This is a genomic window from Thermus altitudinis, from assembly GCF_022760835.1.
Lineage (GTDB): Bacteria > Deinococcota > Deinococci > Deinococcales > Thermaceae > Thermus > Thermus altitudinis.
In genome coordinates this window covers 22,919-43,081 of sequence record NZ_JAKTNQ010000020.1, presented here as the reverse complement: position 1 = coordinate 43,081, position 20,163 = coordinate 22,919, and the positions used below count along the sequence as shown (strand labels likewise).

General features: G+C 64.8%; 16 protein-coding genes and 1 tRNA gene. 6 read left to right on the top strand and 11 right to left on the bottom strand.

Annotated elements, in window-relative coordinates:
* Nucleotides 1–103: 103 nt before the first annotated feature.
* Both L0D16_RS08285 and secG read right to left on the bottom strand, forming a co-directional pair.
* A tRNA-Ala gene (locus tag L0D16_RS08285) sits at nt 104–179 on the bottom strand.
* 36 nt (nt 180–215) lie between these two features.
* The gene (gene secG / locus L0D16_RS08280; RefSeq protein WP_243028280.1) at nt 216–443 is read right to left on the bottom strand and encodes a preprotein translocase subunit SecG; all 228 of its coding nucleotides are present in this window, start codon (nt 441–443) and stop codon (nt 216–218) included.
* Between the two features lie 66 nt (nt 444–509).
* Here secG and L0D16_RS08275 point away from each other — a divergent pair, with 66 nt between their 5' ends.
* Together L0D16_RS08275 and L0D16_RS08270 are read left to right on the top strand one after the other, a co-directional pair.
* On the top strand, nt 510–1,442 hold the full coding sequence (locus L0D16_RS08275; protein ID WP_243031296.1) for a threonine/serine dehydratase family protein: 933 nt from the start codon (nt 510–512) through the stop codon (nt 1,440–1,442).
* A gap of 104 nt (nt 1,443–1,546) precedes the next feature.
* The gene (locus L0D16_RS08270) at nt 1,547–3,178 is read left to right on the top strand and encodes a formate--tetrahydrofolate ligase (protein WP_243031295.1); all 1,632 of its coding nucleotides are present in this window, start codon (nt 1,547–1,549) and stop codon (nt 3,176–3,178) included.
* A 59-nt stretch (nt 3,179–3,237) separates the two neighbouring features.
* Here the strand turns inward: L0D16_RS08270 and carA are convergent, their stop codons facing one another.
* From carA to L0D16_RS08250, 4 genes are all read right to left on the bottom strand, one after another.
* Nucleotides 3,238–4,413: a glutamine-hydrolyzing carbamoyl-phosphate synthase small subunit gene (carA, locus tag L0D16_RS08265; RefSeq protein ID WP_243031292.1), complete on the bottom strand. Its 1,176-nt coding sequence runs from the start codon at nt 4,411–4,413 to the stop codon at nt 3,238–3,240.
* A gap of 333 nt (nt 4,414–4,746) precedes the next feature.
* Nucleotides 4,747–5,286, bottom strand: a complete 540-nt coding sequence (locus tag L0D16_RS08260) for an N-acetyltransferase (RefSeq protein ID WP_243031289.1) — start codon at nt 5,284–5,286, stop codon at nt 4,747–4,749.
* On the bottom strand, nt 5,279–6,667 hold the full coding sequence (gene argH / locus L0D16_RS08255) for an argininosuccinate lyase (protein WP_243031288.1): 1,389 nt from the start codon (nt 6,665–6,667) through the stop codon (nt 5,279–5,281). The genes L0D16_RS08260 and argH overlap by 8 nt, the downstream gene beginning before the upstream one ends.
* Nucleotides 6,657–7,859 (bottom strand): argininosuccinate synthase, encoded by a 1,203-nt coding sequence (locus L0D16_RS08250; RefSeq protein WP_243031287.1) that lies wholly within the window; start codon nt 7,857–7,859, stop codon nt 6,657–6,659. The genes argH and L0D16_RS08250 overlap by 11 nt, the downstream gene beginning before the upstream one ends.
* Before the next feature lie 190 nt (nt 7,860–8,049).
* Between L0D16_RS08250 and L0D16_RS08245 the strand changes: the two genes are divergently transcribed.
* Both L0D16_RS08245 and L0D16_RS08240 read left to right on the top strand, forming a co-directional pair.
* On the top strand, nt 8,050–10,080 hold the full coding sequence (locus L0D16_RS08245; protein ID WP_243031286.1) for a carboxypeptidase regulatory-like domain-containing protein: 2,031 nt from the start codon (nt 8,050–8,052) through the stop codon (nt 10,078–10,080).
* Nucleotides 10,081–10,089: 9 nt separating this feature from the next.
* Nucleotides 10,090–12,156 carry a S8 family serine peptidase gene (locus tag L0D16_RS08240; RefSeq protein ID WP_243031280.1) on the top strand — a complete coding sequence of 689 codons (2,067 nt, stop codon included), beginning with the start codon at nt 10,090–10,092 and terminating at the stop codon, nt 12,154–12,156.
* A gap of 58 nt (nt 12,157–12,214) precedes the next feature.
* On the opposite strand, the gene lpdA is transcribed toward L0D16_RS08240, so the two are convergent.
* Genes lpdA through L0D16_RS08225 form a run of 3 tightly spaced genes read right to left on the bottom strand, consistent with a single transcriptional unit; the run spans nt 12,215 to nt 17,494 of the window.
* Nucleotides 12,215–13,588: a dihydrolipoyl dehydrogenase gene (lpdA, locus tag L0D16_RS08235; protein ID WP_243031278.1), complete on the bottom strand. Its 1,374-nt coding sequence runs from the start codon at nt 13,586–13,588 to the stop codon at nt 12,215–12,217.
* A 1-nt stretch (nt 13,589) separates the two neighbouring features.
* Nucleotides 13,590–14,792, bottom strand: a complete 1,203-nt coding sequence (odhB, locus tag L0D16_RS08230; RefSeq protein ID WP_243031302.1) for a 2-oxoglutarate dehydrogenase complex dihydrolipoyllysine-residue succinyltransferase — start codon at nt 14,790–14,792, stop codon at nt 13,590–13,592.
* A gap of 11 nt (nt 14,793–14,803) precedes the next feature.
* Nucleotides 14,804–17,494, bottom strand: a complete 2,691-nt coding sequence (locus L0D16_RS08225) for a 2-oxoglutarate dehydrogenase E1 component (RefSeq protein WP_243031275.1) — start codon at nt 17,492–17,494, stop codon at nt 14,804–14,806.
* Nucleotides 17,495–17,578: 84 nt separating this feature from the next.
* Here L0D16_RS08225 and L0D16_RS08220 point away from each other — a divergent pair, with 84 nt between their 5' ends.
* Together L0D16_RS08220 and ruvA are read left to right on the top strand one after the other, a co-directional pair.
* Nucleotides 17,579–18,343 (top strand): enoyl-CoA hydratase/isomerase family protein, encoded by a 765-nt coding sequence (locus tag L0D16_RS08220; RefSeq protein WP_243031272.1) that lies wholly within the window; start codon nt 17,579–17,581, stop codon nt 18,341–18,343.
* Nucleotides 18,340–18,915 carry a Holliday junction branch migration protein RuvA gene (gene ruvA / locus L0D16_RS08215; protein WP_243031271.1) on the top strand — a complete coding sequence of 192 codons (576 nt, stop codon included), beginning with the start codon at nt 18,340–18,342 and terminating at the stop codon, nt 18,913–18,915. Before L0D16_RS08220 ends, ruvA begins: the two co-directional genes overlap by 4 nt.
* Before the next feature lie 2 nt (nt 18,916–18,917).
* Here the strand turns inward: ruvA and L0D16_RS12425 are convergent, their stop codons facing one another.
* A complete protein-coding gene (locus tag L0D16_RS12425) occupies nt 18,918–19,409 on the bottom strand; it encodes a chlorite dismutase family protein (protein WP_279231271.1) in 492 nt (163 codons plus the stop codon).
* Nucleotides 19,409–20,161 carry a hydrogen peroxide-dependent heme synthase gene (hemQ, locus tag L0D16_RS08205; protein WP_243031269.1) on the bottom strand — a complete coding sequence of 251 codons (753 nt, stop codon included), beginning with the start codon at nt 20,159–20,161 and terminating at the stop codon, nt 19,409–19,411. The genes L0D16_RS12425 and hemQ overlap by 1 nt, the downstream gene beginning before the upstream one ends.
* Nucleotides 20,162–20,163 lie beyond the last annotated feature (2 nt).

The window sequence follows — 20,163 nt, the reverse complement described above, 5'->3', positions numbered from 1 at the left end:
GGGGTCCATGTATCCCCGGACTGAAGGTCCGGGGCATTATGGCCCCCCGCACTTCCCTTTTTCTGTAAAAGGGCGCCCCCCTGGGTTTCCCCAGGGGGGTTTCTGGTGGAGCCGAGGGGATTCGAACCCCTGACCTCCTCAATGCCATTGAGGCGCGCTCCCAACTGCGCCACGGCCCCAAGCAACGCCTATGGTACCGAGGGGGAAGCGTTTTGTCAACGGGTCCAGAGGCCTATGAGGAGGGCCAAGGCCACAAAGATGACCCCCAGGATGACGGTGAGGCGGTAAAGCCCTCCCGTGACCCCCCGGGCGGAGAAGAGGTCCGCCGAGCCCCCCATGAGGTCCCCAGCCCCCTGTTTGGGCTCCTGCACCAGCACCAGGTAGACCAAAAGCCCCGCCACGCCCAGGTAAAGGAGGATGACCAAGGTGTAGAGAAAGTCCATACCCTTACCACTTTAGCGCGAAGGCCAGGGTCTGTCCACCCGGCCCGGGGCAAGGTATAAAGGGGTGTGGAGCTGGCCGAGATCTACGCCGCCTCCCGGCGCATCGCCCCTTACGTGCACCGCACCCCCCTCCTCACCTCGAGGCTCCTGGACCAGCTTTTAGGCAAGCGCCTCCTCCTCAAGGCCGAACACCTGCAAAAGACGGGGAGCTTCAAGGCCCGGGGGGCGCTTTCCCAGGCCCTGACCCTGGAAAACCCCCGGGGGCTTTTGGCGGTGAGTAGCGGCAACCACGCCCAAGGGGTGGCCTACGCCGCTAGGGTCTTGGGGATCAAGGCCCTCATCGTCATGCCCGAGGAGGCAAACCCCTTTAAGAAGGAGGCCACCCGGGCCTACGGGGCCCAGGTGGTGGACCAGGGGGTTACGGTAGAAAACCGCGAGGCGGTGGCCAAGGACCTCCTCGTGGAGACCGGCTACGCCTTCATCCACCCTTTTGACGACCCCTTGGTCATGGCCGGGCAGGGCACCGCGGGGCTGGAGCTCATGGCCCAGGCGGGGAAACTCGGTCTTTTTCCGGAAGCGGTCTTGGTCCCGGTGGGGGGCGGAGGGCTCCTAGCCGGGGTGGCCACGGCGGTAAAGGCCCTCTCCCCCAGCACCTTGGTCCTGGGGGTGGAGCCCGAGGGGGCGGACGACGCCAGGAGGAGCCTGGAAACGGGCGGAATCGTGCGTCTTCCCCAGGCACCCCAGACCCGGGCGGATGGGGTCAGGACCCTGGCCTTGGGCCAACACACCTTCCCCATCTTGCAAAAGAGGGTGGATGCCATCCTCACCGTGAGCGAGGAGGCCATCCTGGAGGCCGAAGGCCTCCTCTTTACCCGCACCAAGCAGGTGGTGGAACCCACCGGAGCCCTCCCCTTGGCCGCCGTGCTGGAGCACGGGGAAAGGCTTCCTAAGGTCCTGGCCCTTCTACTTTCGGGAGGAAACCGCGGCTTCGCTCCCTAGGGGAGTCCTGGCCCTCCTTCTGCCCCAGCCCATGGAGCCGCCAGGGGAACCCGAACACCCAAGGCGGGACTTCTTTCCCTGGAAAGGAGGAGTAAGCTTACCCCGTGATCGTTAAGGAAGCGCTTCTACCCATAGAGGAGGTGGCCGGCAAGCTGGGCTTAGGCCAGGAAAGGCTTTACCTCTACGGCCCCCACATGGCGAAGGTGCTGGGGGAACCTCCTAAGGCCAAGGGAAAGCTGATCCTGGTCACGGCCATCACCCCTACCCCGGCGGGGGAGGGCAAGACCACCACCGCCATCGGCCTAGTGGACGCCCTTTGGCGGCTTGGGAAAAAGGCCGCCTTGGCCCTAAGGGAGCCCTCCTTGGGCCCGGTCTTCGGGGTCAAGGGCGGGGCCACAGGGGGCGGTCGGGCGCGGGTGGAACCCCGGCACGAGATCAACCTGCACTTCACCGGGGACTTCCATGCGGTGACCAGCGCCGTGAACCTCTTGAACGCCCTTCTGGACAACCACCTGCACCAGGGCAACGAGCTGGGGATTGACCCCAGGCGCATTGAGCTCAAAAGGGCCATAGACATGAACGACCGGGCCTTAAGGCACATCGTCTTGGGCCTGGGGGGCAAGGCCCACGGGGTGCCCCGGGAAGGGGGGTTTGAGCTCACCGTGGCCAGCGAGGTCATGGCCCTCATGAGCCTGGCCCGGGACTTTAAGGACCTAAAGAGACGCCTGGGAAGGATACGGGTGGGTTTCACCTACGAGGGGAAGCCCGTCTACGCGGAGGATCTAGGGGCGGTGGGGGCCATGGCCGCCCTCCTCAAGCAGGCCTTCCTCCCCAACCTGGTGCAGACGGCGGAAGGGAACCCGGCCTTCGTCCACATGGGGCCTTTTGGCAACATCGCCCACGGCACCAACTCCCTGAGGGCAAGCCTATGGGCCTTGGGTTTGGCGGACTACGTGGTGCAGGAGGCGGGCTTCGCCACCGATTTGGGCCTGGAGAAGTTCATGAACGTGGTGGCCCGCACGGGAGGCCTGGTACCCGAGGCCGTGGTGCTGGTGGTCACCCTGCGGGCCCTCCGCTACCACGGGGGACAGGACGCCTACGAGATGCCGGACCTCGAGGCGGTGCTCAAGGGCCTTGCTAACCTGGAAAAGCACGTGGAAAACGTGGAGCTCTTCGGTTTTAAGCCGGTGATCGCCTTAAACCGCTTCCCCACGGACGCCCTGGAGGAGATCGCCCTGGTGCGGGAGTTTGCCCGGGAAAGGGGCCTGCCCTTGGCCTTAAGCGAGGTGTACGCCAAAGGAGGGGAAGGGGGGCTGGAACTGGCGGAAAAGGTCCTAGAGGCCCTGGCCCTCCCCCACACCTACCGGCCCCTTTACCCTTTGGAGATGCCCCTCGAGGCCAAGGTGGAAACCATCGCCAAGGAGGTCTACGGGGCGGAGGGGGTGGAGTGGAGCGAGGAGGCCAAGAGGGCCCTAAAGGCCGCCAAGAAGGAGGGGTGCGAGGCCCTGCCCGTGGTCATGGCCAAGGCGGCCACCTCCCTTTCCGACAACCCCAGGCTCCGGGGGCGGCCTAAGGGCTTCAGGGTCCGGGTCACGGACCTAAAGTGCCGGCTTGGGGCGGGGTTTGTGGTGGTCTACATGGGGGGGATTGAGACCCTTCCCGGCCTGCCCAAGGCGCCCCAGGCCCTGGGGATTGACGTGGACGAGGAGGGCAACATCCGGGGCATGGACTACTGAGTTCCCCCGCCCTGGCCTTGCCAGGGTGGGGGTCCCCATCCGAAGCACCCAGGGCCGGGCTATACCCCGTGCCCGTCTGCCCGTTGCTTCTCCACGGGGAGCCCCGTGGCCCCGTGGAAGGCCTCCACCTCCTCCAGGAAGCGGCGGAAGAGGTAGAGGGCGTCGTGGGGGCCAGGGGCGGCCTCAGGGTGGTACTGCACGGAGAAGACGGGGTAGCGGGTGTGGGCCATGCCCTCGAGGGTCCCGTCGTTGAGGTTGATGTGGGTGGGCTTGAACTCCTTGAGGGAGTCTATGTCCACCGCATACCCGTGGTTTTGGCTGGTGATCTCAATCTTGCCCGTGAGGAGGTTCTTCACCGGGTGGTTGGCCCCCCGGTGGCCGAACTTCATCTTGTAGGTGCGCCCCCCCGAGGCCAGGGCCAGGAGCTGGTGCCCTAGGCAGATGCCGAAGGTGGGCAAAAGCCCCATGAGCTTCCAGATGGTCTCGTGGGCGTAGCGGGGCATGGAGGGGTCCCCGGGGCCGTTGGAGATGAAAAGCCCGTGGGGCTCCAAGGCCATGATCTGGCCCGCCGGGGTTTTGCCAGGCACCACCAGGATCTCAAAGCCCTGGGCCGCCAGGTTCTCCACGATGGCGTGCTTGATGCCGAAGTCCATGACCACGATGCGCCGGCCCGACTTCAGGGTGGGCCAGGCATAGGGCAAGGGGGTGGAGACCTCAGGGGTCATGTCCCGGCCGTCGATATCCGTCCAGGCCCGGGCCTCTTGGCGAAGGGCTTCCAGCTCCTCCGGGGTAAAGGTGTGGTGGGGGTCCCCGAAGAGGCTGGCATGGGCGATGGTCCCCTTCAGCACCCCTCCTTCGCGGATCTTGCGCACCAGGGCCCGGGTGTCCACGCCCTCTATGCCCACCACCCCGTAGAACTCCATGAACTCCCCCAGGGTCTGCTGGGCCCTGGGGTTAGAGGCCACGCGGCTAAACTCCTTGGCCACAAAGCCCTTCACCCAAGGCCGGTTGGACTGCATGTCGTAGACGTTGACCCCGTAGTTGCCCTGGTGGGGGTAGGTCATGACCACGATCTGCCCGTGGTAGCTGGGGTCGGTCATGATCTCCTGGTAGCCGGTCTGGGCGGTGTTGAAGACCACCTCCCCCACCGTCTTTCCCCGGGCCCCGAAGGCGTAGCCGTGATAGACGGTGCCGTCCTCCAGGACCAAAACCGCGCGTTCCTTCACGCCAGCCATTCCTCCTCCTCTATGCCCACCCTAGGATGCGCCCCCAAAGGCCCACGCCCATCCCGCCCCGACCAGGGTTAGGCCGGACCAGGCGCACCCAACCCCAGGGCCTTTAGCCCCGCCACCAACCGGCCTAAGCCCCTTGGCCACGCGGCACATCCCTGCGCACCTCGCCCAGGGACAGAGGGGCCTCGCCCTCCCTCAGGCCCCTTCCCGTGGCCCAGACCCCGGGCAGGCCCGGGACCTCCCCCTAGGAGGGCTTTGCGCCCTCCCATGGGCTCATGGCGGGCCCGGGCCATGGCCTCCTCCGGGTGGCGGGTCAAGGTGCCCATCCCACCCATTCTAGCCCCCAAAGGCCCCAGGGGAAAGGCGCTTGATGACGGCGATCTCCCGGCAGTTCTCATAGAAGGGGCAGGCGTTGCACTCGCTCCACACCTTGGGGGGCAAAGCCTCCCGGGTGGTGACCTGGTAGCCCAAGGAGCGGAAGAAGTTCACCTGAAGCGTCCAGGCGAAGACCTGGGGCAGGCCCAGGTCCCTGGCCTCCCGCTCCGCCCCCAGGACCAGCCAGCGGCCCAGGCCCTCCCCCTGCCGCAAGGGGTGCACCGCCAGGCCCCGGATCTCCGCCAGATCCCGCCACAGCACATGCAGGGCCACGGTGCCCACGATGTGGCCGTCCTCGTCCTCGAGGACCTGGAAGTCCCGGATGTTCTCGTAGAGGTGGCTGTGGCTACGGACCAGCATCAGGCCCTTCTCCGCCCAGTAACGGATGAGCCAGTAGATGGCCTCCACGTCGGCAAGCCGGGCCTTCCTGAGCTCCACCGCCCTGCCTTTTTGCACCTCGGGCAGGGAAACCGTGGGGAGTTCCAGCCGGGTTTCAAGCAAGGCCCACCTCCCTTTTTGCCTCCAGAATCCTCTCCCGCACCGCCATGGGGGCCGTGCCCCCATAGGACTTGCGCCGGTGGATGGCCGTCTCCAACTGCAGAAGGGGCAGGGCGTCCTCGGCGAAAAGAGGGTGGTGGGCCCTTAGCTCCTCCAGGGTGAGGCTCTTCAAGGGCCTTCCCTCCTCCACAAGCCTCCGCACCAGCCTCCCCACCACATGGTGGGCTTCCCGGAAGGGAAGCCCCTTCTCCGCCAGGTAGTCGGCCAGCTCCGTGGCCAGGGCATAGCCTTCCTCCGCCGCTTGCCACATGCGTTCCCGGCGCCACCTGAGCCCGGGGAGAAGGGCGGTGAGGAGCTTGAGGCTATCCCGGTAGGTGGCCAGGGCGTCCAAAAGGGGCTCCTTGTCCTCCTGGAGGTCCTTGTTGTAGGCCAAGGGAAGCCCCTTCACCACGGTGGAAAGGGCCACCAAAGCCCCTAAGACCCTTCCCGTCTTGGCCCGGATGAGCTCCAGGATGTCGGGGTTCTTCTTCTGGGGCATGATGGAGGAACCCGTGGCGAAGGCATCGGGGATCTCCACGAAGGCGAACTCCTCGGTGCTGTAGAGGATGAGCTCCTCCGCCATGCGGGAAAGGTTCAGCAGGCCGATGTTGAGGGCGGAAAGCACCTCTAAAGCAAAATCCCGGCTGGCCACCGCATCCAAGGAGTTGCGCATGGGTGCTTGGAAGCCCAGCTCCTTGGCGGTGAAGTGGCGGTCTATGGGAAACCCCGTCCCCGCCAGGGCCGCAGCCCCTAAGGGGCTATGGTTGAGGCGCTTTTTGGCATCCTCCAGGCGCCCGGCATCCCGCAGGAGCATCTCGTAGTAGGCCATGAACCAGTGGGAAAGCAGGATGGGCTGGGCCCGCTGCAGGTGGGTGTAGCCGGGAAGGAGATGGAGGGGCTCCAGGTACCTTTCCGCCTCCTGCACCAAAACCCGGCGCAGCTCCAAGAGGAGGGCCAGAAGCTCGTCCACGGCCCCCCTGAGGAAAAGCCTGAGGTCCGTGGCCACCTGGTCGTTACGGCTCCTGGCCGTGTGCAGCTTACCCCCAGGAGGGCCGATGAGCTCTATGAGGCGGGCCTCCAGGTTCATGTGCACGTCCTCCAGCTCCTCCCGCCAGGGGAAAGTGCCGGCCTCTATCTCCTTCTCTATCTGGTCCAGGCCCTTCAGGATGGCCTCCAGCTCCTCCCCACTTAGAAGCCCCACCCCATGGAGCATGCGGGCGTGCACCCGGTTCTGCCAGAGGTCCTCCCGCCAAAGGGCCCGGTCAAAGGCCAAGGAGGCGTTAAAGCGGGCGGCAAGCTGGCTTGGACCCTCCCCGAAGCGGCCACCCCAGGTCCTATGCCCCATGGCCCTTCCCTTCCACCAAGGCCCTAACCCGAAGCCTTAGGGCCTGGATCCTGATGAAGCCCTCGGCATCCTTCTGGTCGTAGCCCCCGAGCTCGTCAAAGGAGACCAGGTCCTTCTGGTAGAGGCTTTTGGGCGCCTTCCTCCCCACCACGTAGACGTTCCCCTTGTAAAGCTTCAGCCGGGCTACCCCCGTGACCGCCTGGGCCACGTGGTCAAAGTAGGCCTGGAGGGCCTCCCGCTCCGGGGCGTACCAGAAGCCGTAGTAGACCAGCTCCGCGTATTTGGGGGAAAGCCCGTCCCTTTGGTGCAGGACCTCCCGGTCCAGGGTGAGGCTTTCCACCGCCCGCCGGGCGTGGTAGAGGAGGGTTCCCCCGGGGGTTTCGTACACCCCCCGGGACTTCATGCCCACGAAGCGGTTTTCCACCAGGTCCACCCGACCCACCCCGTGCCGGCCGCCGATCTCGTTGAGGCGGGCGAGAAGCGCCGCCGGGGAAAGCCTCTCCCCGTTCACCGCCACCGGGTCGCCCCTTGCAAACTCCACCTCCACGTACTCCGGGGTATCGGGGGCCTCCTCGGGGTCCACGGTCATGCGGAACATCCCCTTGGGGGGCTCGGCCCAGGGGTCCTCCAGGACCCCCCCCTCGTAGGAAATATGCAGAAGATTGGCGTCCATGGAGTAAGGTTTTTCCTGGGTCACGGGAACGGGGATGCCGTGGGCCTCGGCATAGGCCATCATCTCCTGCCGGCCCCTAAAGTGCCATTCCCGCCAAGGGGCGATGACCCGGATATCGGGCTTTAGGGCGTAGGCGGTAAGCTCAAAGCGCACCTGGTCGTTCCCCTTGCCCGTAGCCCCATGGGCGACGGCCTCGGCCCCCTCCTCCTCGGCGATCTTCACCAGATACTTGGCGATCAAGGGCCTGGCGATGGCGGTGCCGAGAAGGTAGTACCCCTCGTACACCGCCCCCGCACGGAACATGGGGAAGACGAAGTCCCGCACGAACTCTTCCCTCAGGTCCAGGGCGATGGCCTTGGTGGCCCCGGTCCTTAGGGCCTTCACCCGGGCCTCCTCCACCTCCTCCCCCTGGCCGATATCCGCGGTGAAGGCGATGACCTCGGCCCCATAGGTTTCCTTAAGCCACTTGAGGATGATGCTGGTATCCAGCCCGCCGGAGTATGCCAGGACGATCTTCATGCCAACCCCTAGTCTACCCCCTCGAGGGGGTATGCATAAGTATACACGACAAAACGGGTGTAGGTTGACTAAACCGTGGCCCCGAGATAGACTCCTTCTCGGAAGAAAGGAGGAGGAAAGGATAGGGAGAAGCTAGCTTACCCCTATGGGCACCTTTGGCACCGAGGATATCTGTAATAGGAGGTGACGCATGAGGCTATGGAGAAACCAGCTGTTGAAAAACGTAGGCTTGCTGTTGCTAACCCTTTTGCTCGGCCTTTCAGCGTGCACTCCCCAGGACACGCTCCGCCCTACAGTTACCATATCCCAACCTCAGGATGGAACCACAGTTAACGCATCCCTAGTGACTGTCCAGGGCAACGCCCAGGACAACATTCGGGTAGCCCGGATAACCTATCAGATTAACGGGGGTAGCGAGCAGGCTTTGAACATCACCCCGGCACCAAGGGTTGACTTCCAGTTCTCAGTTACGCTGCAAGAAGGGCAGAACACCATCACCGTAAACGCCTACGATCCCAGTGGCAACAAAGGCACAAAGACGGTTTCCATCACCTACAATCCCCAAGCCATTCACACCCTATCGGGCACCCTAGTGAGCGAGTATGCCGGTGGCCCAGTGGCCGGAAGTACGTTGAAGCTTTACAAAGAGGGCAACTTGGTAGCCACCACCCAGTCGGGTGCGGATGGGTCTTTTACCTTTGATACCTTGCCACCAGGAGTGTACCGCCTCGAGGCCCAGAAGCCCGGGATGGCCGGTAGCGCCTTAGAGGGGATCCGAGTACCCGAGATGCCCTCGGTCACCCTCATCCAAAGGCGGGCCTTTGACACCTCGGCCAGCACCACCCCGCCAACCCTCGTCATCACCCAGGACGGCACCCAGCCCATAGAGGGGGAGACCTTTACCAATACCATCCCCTTCCGCGTCCAAGTAGACACCACCAAGGACTATGTCCGCCCCATGCGTTACATCTACGTAGCCTTGGGCCGTACGCCAGGATCAGCCTTTGTGGTCAATAGCCCTACCTGGACCCGCCGCATCTTCACGGATACCGAGGATACGGGCAACCAGTCGCTTGCTGGGAGCAACGTGGCGGGTTTTGGTAGCCAGACGGGAGAAACCGTATACCTGGAAGTGGTGGCCTACGACTTCAACGAGAACCGGAGCCATTACCTCATCCCCATTACCTTCATAAACACGGCCTCCAGCCAAAACAACACCGTGAGTACCCCAACGGGAGTGGCCGCCACCGCCATTACCTTGACCCAGGCAGTAGGGTTCTACGACCTCAAAGCCCCGGCCAGGTTAACCGTTCCCTTGGCTAAAGGCAAAGCAGAAACGGGTGAGCTCACCCTTGACCCCCAAGCAGTGCCAGCGGGGAGCAACCTCTACGTGGAGGTGCGCTGGTGCTACACGGCCACGGCTGTTCCCTTTGCCTTTGATATTGAGCGCTCCACCGACGGTACTAACTGGATGCGGGTAGGAACCGTGGGCGGTGCCCGAAGCAGTAGCTGCCCCACCAATCCTTTTAACCGACCCTTCTATTTCCGCGACGCCTCTCCTGACCTCACCCCTGGCCAGACCTACCACTATCGCGTGGTGGCTCGTGGGGCCAACCGCGCGGAAAGCGTGGCCAGCTCCACCACACCCTTGCCTCCCTTTTTTGCCCCGCTCCTTAGCCCACCAGACGAAAGCACAGGGGTTTCCCTGACCCCCGACTTCACCATCGGCCATCCCCAGCTGAGCATAGGAGCCGACGGCGCTGCCTACAACCTGGTCCTTTGGGATACCCTCACCGGGGACAGTGTAGCCTGGCAAACCCTGGCTGGGTACAGCCTTATGGTGGAGTTTGGCACCCAGGATAACGGCATCCCTGACGGGGAGGCTGTGGTGTACGGCTTCCATCCAGGGGTAGAGGACCTGGTGGTTTTCACCGACACCGCCGGACTACTGAATCCCACGAGGCCGAATGTCGTGCCGGTAAACGTTTCCCAAGGAACCTTCACCGTGCCCTACAACTTTGACGGTTTCGCCCAGCTTCCTCAACTCCAAACCCTCCGCACCTATGCCTGGCAGCTTTACGTGAGCTACGCTTACAAGTACAACCCTCAAGAGGGCTACCGCATTTCGGCCTATAGCGTCCAGACCTGGCCCAGCTCCACCTCCTTCATCCGCATCACCCGTCCCGGTACCCAGGTCTTTGACTTCACCACAGGGCAATAAGGAGGGAAGATGAAAAGATACCGCTTGATCAGCCTTATTGGCCTGGCCATCCTGCTGGCAGCCTGCTCCCAGCCGCCGGCCCAGACCCACCAGCCCATTAGCGCTGGGATTACCGTCACCACCGAAGGGGTTCGCCACTTCCAGGGCCAGGTAGTGGTGGGTTATCAAGACGAGGCGGCTCTACAAGAAGCCATTGGGAAACTGGGGGCCGTAGAGATCGCCAGGATTCCAGAGCTTCGGGCGGCGCTTCTTCAGGTGAAGGGAAATGCGGTAAAAGCCAGCCGGACCCTTAAGGGCTTGCCCGGAATACGCTATGCTGAGCCTCACCTCGCCCAAATCCTTCCTCCCAGCGAGGACCCCGTAGAGCAACCCCGCCACCGTAACGAGGCCCTCCAGACCCTGGGAAATCCCAGCGATCAAATCCTGGACGAGCTACCGCAATACGCCCTGGATCCACGGCACCTGAACGCCAAGGCTGCTTGGGACCTTGGCTTTGAAGGCGAGGGTGTGGTGGTGGCCATCATCGACGACCCCGCCGATGTAACCCACCCCGACCTAGCCCAAAACTGGGCTGGCAAAGCCTATGACCCGGTTACCAACACCACCTACACCGACCCCAACGGCTGGCTTAGCTTCATCAACAATAACCCCAACCTCTCCCATGGAACTTTTGTAGCCTCCGCTGTGAGCGCCGCCAAGGATGGCCGGGGTATCGCTGGGTTAGCCCCTAAAACCAAGTTCCTTCCTGTGGCCATCTTCCAACCCAATTATGTGGGCGACTTTTACGTGGCTCGGGGCATCGTGTGGGCGGTGAACAACGGCGCCCAGGTGCTCAACAACTCCTGGGGCGGTTTGGGCTACGGGAACCTGGTCAAGGAAGCCTTTGACTATGCCCTCGCCAACGGCGTGGTAGTGGTGGCCAGCGCTGGCAATTCCTACAAGGATGAGGTGCGTACCCCGGCTGGCTACCCGGGCATCATCGCATCCGCCGCAGCCGATGGCAATCGCAACAAAACGGCTTTCTCCACCTTTGGCCGCCACATTTCTAGCGCTGCGCCCGGCTTGGACGTGCTTTTGGCCAATCCCACCTGGCTCGGTGGGGGGTACGGCTTGATCTCCGGCACCTCCTTCTCTGGTCCTTACACCGCTGCCGCCGCTGCCTTGGTCAAAGCTGCCTGCCCCGGTGCCACCCCCTACCAAGTGCGCCGAGCCCTGGAAACTACCACCTGGGAGCGGAGCTTCTCCCGAGAAAAAGGGTGGGGGCATCTCAATGTTGGGAACTTGGCAAACCTCCTTAGCCAGGGTTGTACCGCATTACCAGCACCTGGCTCTGTGGTCAAAATCAAAGTGGAGTACTTCAATGAAAATGGCCTCTTCCCAGGCCTGTTCGCCGACGTGATGCTCCGGGGCAAGGGCTTAAGGGCAGGAGACTCCACCGACCCAACCCCAGTTTACTGGGCCCGCACCGACATGAGCGGGGAAGCCTGGTTCTACGAGATTGCCCCCGGCGAGTACGACATCTATGTGGCCGGAGCTGACCTATCCCTTACCGGCGGTCTACCCGAGGAGCGGGGTACCTTTGTGGGCACCCTGGTGGCTACTCCAGGCTCCTCTCCCGGCAACCCCGACTTTAAGTTGGTGCGCCTGAACGCTTCCGAGGTAAACCTGAACCCTCATGACCCCTACGAGCCCAACGATAACCTGGCCCAAGCCCAACCCCTCACCTATGGCACCCTTACCCAACTGGCCTACATCTTTGGCCAACCTCGCGACTTCGACTATTTCGCCTTCTCCGGCAGTGCCGGGGATGCAATCCGGGCCCGAGTCTACGCCAAATCCAGCATCGGTGGCACCCTAGACTCCTATCTCTACCTTCTGGATGCGAACGGCAACGTGCTAGCCGAGAACGACGACATGGTACCCGGGCAAATTACAGATTCGGAGATTAGCCTCACCCTGACTGTCACGGGTACGTATTACCTGGTGGTGACCAGTTACACCATCGCCTCCAGTCCCACCGCCGCCGACGACAGCCCCTTCAACAAGTACCGCCTTGAGCTAACCAAAACCAACTAAGACCAGCAGAAGACTCCCGGCTGGGCACGGCCTAGCCGGGAGTCCTTTTGTAAGGTATTTAAAGGTGGATGGGCTTCTCCCAAGCGGCCAAGGCGGCCTCCTTGAGGATCTCGGAAAGGGAGGGGTGGGCGTGGGGAGCCCGGCCCAGGTCCTCGGCGCTGGCCTTGAAGAAGATGGCCAGGGCGGCCTCGGCCAAAACGTCCCCCACCCGGGCCCCGATCCCATGCACCCCCAGGATGCGGTCGGTCTTGGCGTGGGCCAGGACCTTGACCAACCCCTCCGTCTCCCCCATGGCCCGGGCCCGGCCCGAGGCGGAATAGGGGAAACGGCCCACCTTGTAGGGGACCCCTTGGGCCTTAAGCTCCTCCTCCGTGTACCCCACCCCCGCCACCTCCGGGTGGGTGTAGACCACGCTGGGGATGGCCTGGTAGTCCAGGTGGGCAAAACCCTTCGCCATGTGCTCCACCGCGGCCATCCCCTCCTCGCTGGCCTTGTGGGCCAGCATGGGCCCCCGCACCACGTCCCCAACGGCGTAGATGTGGGGGACAGCGGTCCTCAGGTGCTGGTCCACGGGGATCCGGCCCTTCTCGTCGGTGGCGAGGCCTGCCCTTTCCAGGTCCAGGCCCTCGGTGTAGGGCCTGCGGCCCACGGCGAGGAGCACCCGGTCCGCCTCCAGGACCTCCCCCCCACTAAGCTCCACCCGGGCCCCCTTCCCCTCAGGGCGCACCGCCTTCACCTTCACCCCGGTGCGGATATCCAGCCCCTGCTTCCGGAAGATCCTCTCCGCCGCCCGGGAGACCTCGGCGTCCATGGTGGAGAGGATGCGGTCCAGGTACTCCAGGACCGTCACCTCGGCCCCCAGGCGGTGCCAGACCACCCCAAGCTCCAGGCCGATCACCCCACCCCCCACCACGATGAGGCGGCCCGGCACCTCGGGGAAGGCCAGGGCCTCGGTGGAGGTCACCACCCGCTCCCCATCCACCTCCGCCCAGGGGGGGATGAGGGGAGCGCTCCCCGTGGCGATGAGGAGGTAGCGGGCGGATAGCTCCTCCTTCGTTTCCTCCACCAGGACCTTGCGATCCGAAAGGAAGCGGGCCCTTCCCAGATGGCGGGCGATGCCGTTTTTCTTGAAGAGGAACGCAATCCCTTGGGTGTTGGCCTGCACCACCTGGTCCTTGTGGGCCAGAAGGGCTGGGAGGTCCACCTCGAGGCCCTGCACCCTGGCCCCGATGAGGCCCTTTTTCACCTCGTAGATGCGTTCCGTGGTCTCCAGGAGGGCCTTGGAAGGGATGCACCCCACCCTCAGGCAGGTGCCCCCCAGGGCCTTCTCCTTCTCCACCACCCCCACCTTCATCCCCAGCTGGGCGGCCCGGATGGCGGCCACATACCCCCCAGGCCCCGCCCCGATGACCAACAGGTCGTAGGTGGCCATGCTAGACCTCCAGAAGAAGGCGCACGGGGTTTTCCACCAGCTCCTTGACCCGCCTCAGGAAGGTGACCGCCTCCCGGCCGTCCACCAGGCGGTGGTCGTAGGAAAGGGCCAGGTACATCATGGGCCGGACCACCACCTGCCCCTCCCGGGCCACGGGCCTTTCCTGGATGGCGTGCATGCCCAGGATGCCCACCTGGGGCGGGTTGAGGAGGGGGGTGGAGTTGAGGGAGCCGTAGACCCCGCCGTTGGTGATGGTGAAGGTTCCCCCCATGAGCTCCTCGGGCTTCAGCTTCTTGGTGCGGGCCCTCTCGGCGAAGTCGGCGATCTGGCGCTCGATCTCCGCGAAGGAAAGCCGGTCGGCGTCCCGCAGAACCGGGACCACCAGCCCCTCCCCACCTCCCACGGCCACGCCGATGTCGTAGTAGCGGTGGTAGAGGATGGCGTTATCCCGGATTTCCGCGTTGAGCTCGGGGATCTCCTTCAGGGCCTGGACCACCGCCTTCACGAAGAAGCTCATGAAACCCAGCTTCACCCCATGCTTTTTCTGGAAGGCCTCCCCCAGCTCCTTCCTTAAGGCGATGATGGCGGACATGTCCGCCTCGTTGAAGGTGGTGAGCATGGCGGTGGTCTGCCGCACCATGAGCAGCCTTTCCGCAATACGGCGGCGCAAGGGGCTCATGGGCACCGCCTCGCTCACCCGCCAGGGCCGATCGGCAGGAGGTTGGGCGGGAGGGGGTGCGGGCTCAGGCCTCCGGGAGGGCACCTCCTGGGGTGGGGCTTGCCTGGCCCTCTCCTCCAGGTAGCGCTCCACGTCCTCCTTGAGGACGCGTCCGCCCAGGCCCGTGCCCACCACCTCCCCCGGGGATACCCCCGCTTCCCTTAGGACCCGCTCGGCCGCGGGCATGACCAGGGGTTCTTGGGGTTCTGGGGCGGTGGCAGGCCGAGGCTCCGGGGCCGCCGCCCCTGCCCCCAGGGCCTCGAGGAGGGCGATGGCCTCCCCCACCTTGGCGGTCTCCCCGGTACCCTTTAGGACCTTGACCAGGGTGCCCGGGAACGGGGCGGGTAGCTCCAGGGTGGCCTTGTCGGTGATGAGCTCCACCAGGGGTTCGTCCTGGGCGAAGCTTTCCCCTTCCTTCTTGAGCCAAGCGCCGATCTCCACTTCCACAATGGACTCGCCCACGGAGGGCACGTTCAGTTCCTGCACCGTCCACCTCCTCACTTGAAGGCTTCTTCAAGAAGCGCTTCCTGCTCCTGCTTGTGCACCTTGGAGGAACCCACCGCGGGGCTTGGGGACTCGGGCCGGGCCACCACGCTGAAGGGATGGCCGTAGATCTCCCCGCAAAAACGGGCGGAGAGGTACCACCAGGCCCCCTGGTTCACGGGTTCCTCCTGGACATAGACTACCGGGGTTTTCCCTGGGTAAAAGCCCAGGGCCTCCTTGAGCTCGGCCTCGGGGAAGGGGTAGAGGAGCTCCAACCGGATGAGGGCCACGTCCTCCGCCCCCACCTCCCTGCGCTTCTGCACCAGGTCGTAGTAGACCTTTCCCGAGGTGAGAAGGACCTTCCTCGCCCCCTTGACCCTTTCCGGGATCACCTTCTGGAAACGCCCCCGGGCAAGCTCCTCCAGGCTGGAGACCACCTCGGGGTGGCGGAGGAGGCTTTTAGGGGTGAGGACGATAAGGGGCTTGCGGATGGGGCGCTTCACCTGGCGGCGGAGGAGGTGGAAGAACTGGGCCGGGGTGGTGGGGTAGGCCACCTGGAGGTTGTCCTTGGCCCCCAGCTGCAAGAAGCGCTCCAGCCGCGCGGAGGAGTGCTCGGGGCCTTGGCCCTCGAGGCCATGGGGCAGGAGGAGGACCAGGCCGGAAAGCCGGTTCCACTTGGCCTCGGCGCTGGCCAGAAACTGGTCAACATAGACCTGGGCCACGTTGACGAAGTCCCCAAACTGGGCCTCCCATAGGACCAAGGCCTCGGGGTAGTCCAGGCTGTACCCGTACTCAAAGCCCAAGACCCCGGCCTCGGAGAGGGGGGAGTTGTGGATCTCCACCTCCGCCTGGCCCTCGGCCAGGTGCTGCAGGGGAATGTAGGGGCTGCCGGTGGCGTAGTCGTAAAGGGCGGCGTGGCGCTGGGTAAAGGTGCCCCTCAGGGCATCCTGGCCCGTAAGGCGCACCCTATGCCCCTCCACGGCCACGGAGGCCAAGGCCAAGGCCTCGGCCGCCGCCCAGTCCAGGGGACGTTTCTCCTCGGCCATCTCCCTCCTGGCCTCCAGGAAGCGCTTCAGCTTGGGATGCACCTGGAAGCCCTCGGGCACGGTGCTTAGGCGAAGGAGAAGCTCTTTTAGCGCCTCCTTGGACACCCCGGTTTCCACCTCGGGCACCGCGGAATCGGGCCCCCCCAGGTACCCCTGCCAGATCCCGGAAAGCCCGTGGGGCACCACGGGGCCTGGCTCCGCCTTGACCCGGGCGAACTCGCCCTCCAGCCTGGCCAGATAGACCTCTTCCCAGGCCTTAACCTCCCCTTCCCCCACCACCCCTTCGGCGAGAAGCCTTTCCCCATAGACCTTCCAGGGCTCGGGCTTCCTGCTGATGAGGGCGTACATGGGGGCTTGGGTAAAGGTGGGCTCGTCGGTTTCGTTGTGCCCCCGGCGGCGGTAGCCCACCAGGTCCAGGACCACGTCCTTGGCGTAGCGCTGGCGGTACTCCAAGGCCAGGCCCAGGACGAACCAGAGCTCGTCCAGGGCCTCGGCGTTCACGTGGAAGATAGGGGCCCCCAGCATCTTGGCGATGTCCGTGGGGTAGCGGCAGGAGGTGTACTCCTCGGGCAGGGTGGTGAAGCCCAGCTGGTTGTTGGCCACGATGTGGAGGGTTCCCCCCACCCGGTAGCCGGGAAGCCGGGAGAGGTTAAGGGTTTCCTGGACGATGCCCTCCCCGATGAAGGCCGAGTCCCCGTGGACCAGGATGGCTAGGCCCCTTTTCCGCTCCCGGTCCCCGAAGCGGTCCTGCTTGGCCCGAAGCCTTCCCAGGGTCACGGGGTTCACGAACTCCAGGTGGCTGGGGTTGAAGTTGAGGGAGACGTGCACCTTGCCGTGGGGGGTGGTGAGGTCGTTGGAGAAGCCCAGGTGGTACTTCACATCCCCCGAGTAGCCTTCGGGGAAGATCTCCTCAAACTCGCGGAAGATGCGCTCAAGGGGTTTGCCCACCACGTGGGCCAGGACGTTGAGCCGCCCCCGGTGGGCCATGCCCAGGACCACCTCCCTAACCCCGTGGCGGGCGGATTCCTCCACCGCCTCCAGGAGAAGGGGGACCAGGCTCTCCAGGCCCTCGAGGCTAAAGGTTTTGGCCCCCAGGTACTTGCGTTGCAGGAAGGCCTCAAAGAGGCTGGCCTGCATCAGGCGCTCCAGGATGCGCCGGCGCACCTCTTTGGGGGGGGTGGGCCAAGGGTTCTCAATCCGGGAAAGAAGCCAGGCACGCTCCTCGGGTTCCACGTGGGCAAGCTCAAAGCCCACCGGGCCCAGGTAGATGGCCTCCAGCCTCTCCCAGAGGCTTCCCAGGGTGGCCGCCCCGAACCCTGGGGGAAGGGGCCTGGGAAGGTCCGAAGGGGAAAGGCCATGGGCCTCGAGGGTGAGCTCCTTGGGCCTTGGCCGCTCTCTTCCCAAGGGGTCCATGCGGGCCGCCAGGTGGCCCAGCTCCCGATAGGCCTGGACCAGGCGCTCCACCCGGAGGAGGAAGGCCGGGTCCACCTCTAAAGGAGGCGTGGCTCGTCGGCCATCCTCCAGGGTCTCCCTTCGGGCCTCCTCCAGGGTGAGGGCGGAGAAGTAGCGCCGCCACTCCTCCGGCAGGGAAAGGGGGTCCTCCAGATAGGCCTGGTAGAGGGCCTCCAGGTAGCCTTGGCTTTCCAGCGTGAGCTCCATCCTACCTCCTAGAGGGGGCTTACGCCCCTCTCTACGCTACACCAAAAGCCGGTGTAGGCGTCCCGGGACCGCTACAATGGGGCCATGGTCCTGAAGGAAAAACGGGAGAACGTCCTCCTCCTCACCCTGAACCGGCCGGAAAAGCTGAACGCCCTCACCGGTGCCCTGCTAGACGAACTCCACCAGGCCCTAAAGGAGGCCCAGGAGGACCCCGGAATCCGGGCCCTCCTCCTCACCGGCGCGGGGCGGGCCTTCTCCGCCGGGCAGGACCTGGGGGAGTTTGGGGAAGGCAAGCCCGACTACGAGGCCCACCTCCGCCGCTACAACCGGGTGGTGGAGGCCATGGCCGGCCTGGAAAAACCCCTGGTGGTGGCGGTGAACGGGCCGGCCGCGGGGGCGGGCCTGAGCCTGGCCCTCTGGGGGGACCTGCGCCTGGCTTCCCAGGAGGCTACCTTCACCACCGCCTTCGCGCGCATCGGCCTGGTGCCGGACTCGGGGATGAGCTTCCTCCTCCCCCGGATGGTGGGCCTCGCCAAGGCCCAGGAACTCCTCCTGCTCTCTCCCAGGCTTTCCGCCCAGGAGGCCATGGCCCTGGGCCTGGTGCACCGGGTGGTGCCGGGGGAAAGGCTGATGGAGGAAGCCCTGGCCCTGGCCCAGGAGCTTTCCCAAGGGCCCACCCGGGCCTACGCCCTCACCAAGAAGCTCCTTTTGGAAACCTATCGGCTTTCCCTCACGGAGGCCTTGGCCCTCGAGGCCATCCTCCAAGGGGAAGCGGGCCGCACCCAGGATCACGAGGAAGGGGTAAGGGCCTTCCGGGAAAAGCGAACGCCTAGGTTTTCCGGCCGATGATCCGCTACCTGAAGGGCACGGTCGTGCAAAAGGGGGAGGGGGGCTTCCTCCTCCTGGTGGGGGGGGTGGGGTTTTGGGTGCAGGCCCCCGAAACCTTCCTCCACACCCTAAGGGAAGGCCAGGAGGTGGCGGTCCACACCCACCTGCAAACCCGGGAGGAGGGCCTTTTCCTCTATGGCTTCCCCGATGAGGAAAGCCTCCTCCTCTTTGAGCTTCTCCTTTCCGTGAGCGGGGTGGGGCCCAAGGTGGCCCTCTCCCTCCTCTCCGCCCTCACCCCCAGGCTTTTGGCCCAGGCCCTGGCCCAGGGGGACCTGCGCCTCCTCACCGCGGCCAGCGGGGTGGGTAAGCGGCTTGCCGAGCGCATCGCCCTAGAACTCAAGGGCAAGGTGCCGCCCCAGCTCCAGACCGGGGAGAAGGTGGAAAGCCAAAGGGCGGAGGAGGCCATCCTGGCCCTCACCGCCTTGGGGTTCAAGGAGGGCCAGGCCCGGAGCGTGGTCCTGGACCTCCTGGCGCAAAGGCCCCAGGCCCAGGCCCAGGAGCTCATCAAGGAGGCCCTGAAGCGGCTCCGTTAGCCCTAAACCTCATCCAAGGCTTCCCTGGGGATGCGGCGGGCGGCCAGGTAACCGCCCTCCCGCAGGACCCGGGGGAAAAGGGCCTCAAAGGACCCCTCCAGGGCCAGGAGGTTTTCCCCCTGGAAGACCTTCACCCCTGCGGGCGGGGTTCCCTCCAGGCCAAAGGGGAAAAGGGCCAAAAAGCCGTCCCCCGGCTCCCCTTCGCCTCGGTCCAGGTAAAGGGCCACGGGCTCTACAAACCCCATGAGCCGGGTGCGGTTTAGCTCCCGCCTTAAGGCCTGGAGGGCCTTAGGATGGGAGGCCCCTTGCCAAAGGAGGAAATCGGCCTCAGTGGAAAGGCCCACCAGGCTGTAGACGGCCAGGAACCCTTCCCGTTCTTGCCAGCGGAGCAAAAGCTCCGCGAACTCCTCCTTCAGGTGCTCCTGCACCTCGGCCTCCAGGCGGCGAAACTCCGGCAACACCCGGAAAAGCCCCATGGACCAGAGGACCGGCATCACTCCACCCCTAAAAACCGGGCCAGGGCCTCCGGGGAAAGGTACTGGCCCACGTAGAAGGGCCCAAACTCCCCAAAGCGGGCGGAGACCTCATCAAAGCGCATCTCGTACACGATCTTCTTGAACTGGATGGGGTCTTGGCTGAAGAGGTCCACCCCCCATTCCCAGTCGTCCAGGCCCTGGCTGCCGCTGATCACCTGCAGGACCTTCCCCTGGTACTTGCGCCCCGTTTCCCCGTGGGCCTTCATGAGCTCGGCCCGCTCCTTGGCGGGGAGCAGGTACCAGTTGTCCTGCCCCTCTCGCCTTTTGTTCATGGGGTAAAAGCAGACATACCCCTCCTTGGGCACCCTGGGGGTGAGCCGGGGTTTGACGTAAGGGGCCTCGGGGTCCAGGGGGCCGGTTTGGCTTCCCAGCTCCACCACCGAGTAAAACCCGTAGGCGGGGCTTAGGTAATGGGCGAAAAGGCTCCGGTTGAGCCTGGCCTCCACCTGCAAAAGGGCCTCCAAATCCTCCCTGAGGTTCAGGAAGAGGAGGTCGGCCTTGTGGGTGACCACCTGGTACACGCCAAAGGACCCCTTCCCTTCCGCCTCCACCGCCTCCCACTCCTTCAGGATCCCTAAAAGCTCCGCCCAGGCGGTCCGCCTCTCCTCCTCTGAGGCGGAGAACCAGGCGGGGTAGTCCAGGTGGCGGAAGTCGTGGAGGATATGCCAGCCCTCGAGGGTAAAGGTGGGCTCCGGTACGTGTCCTCCCATGC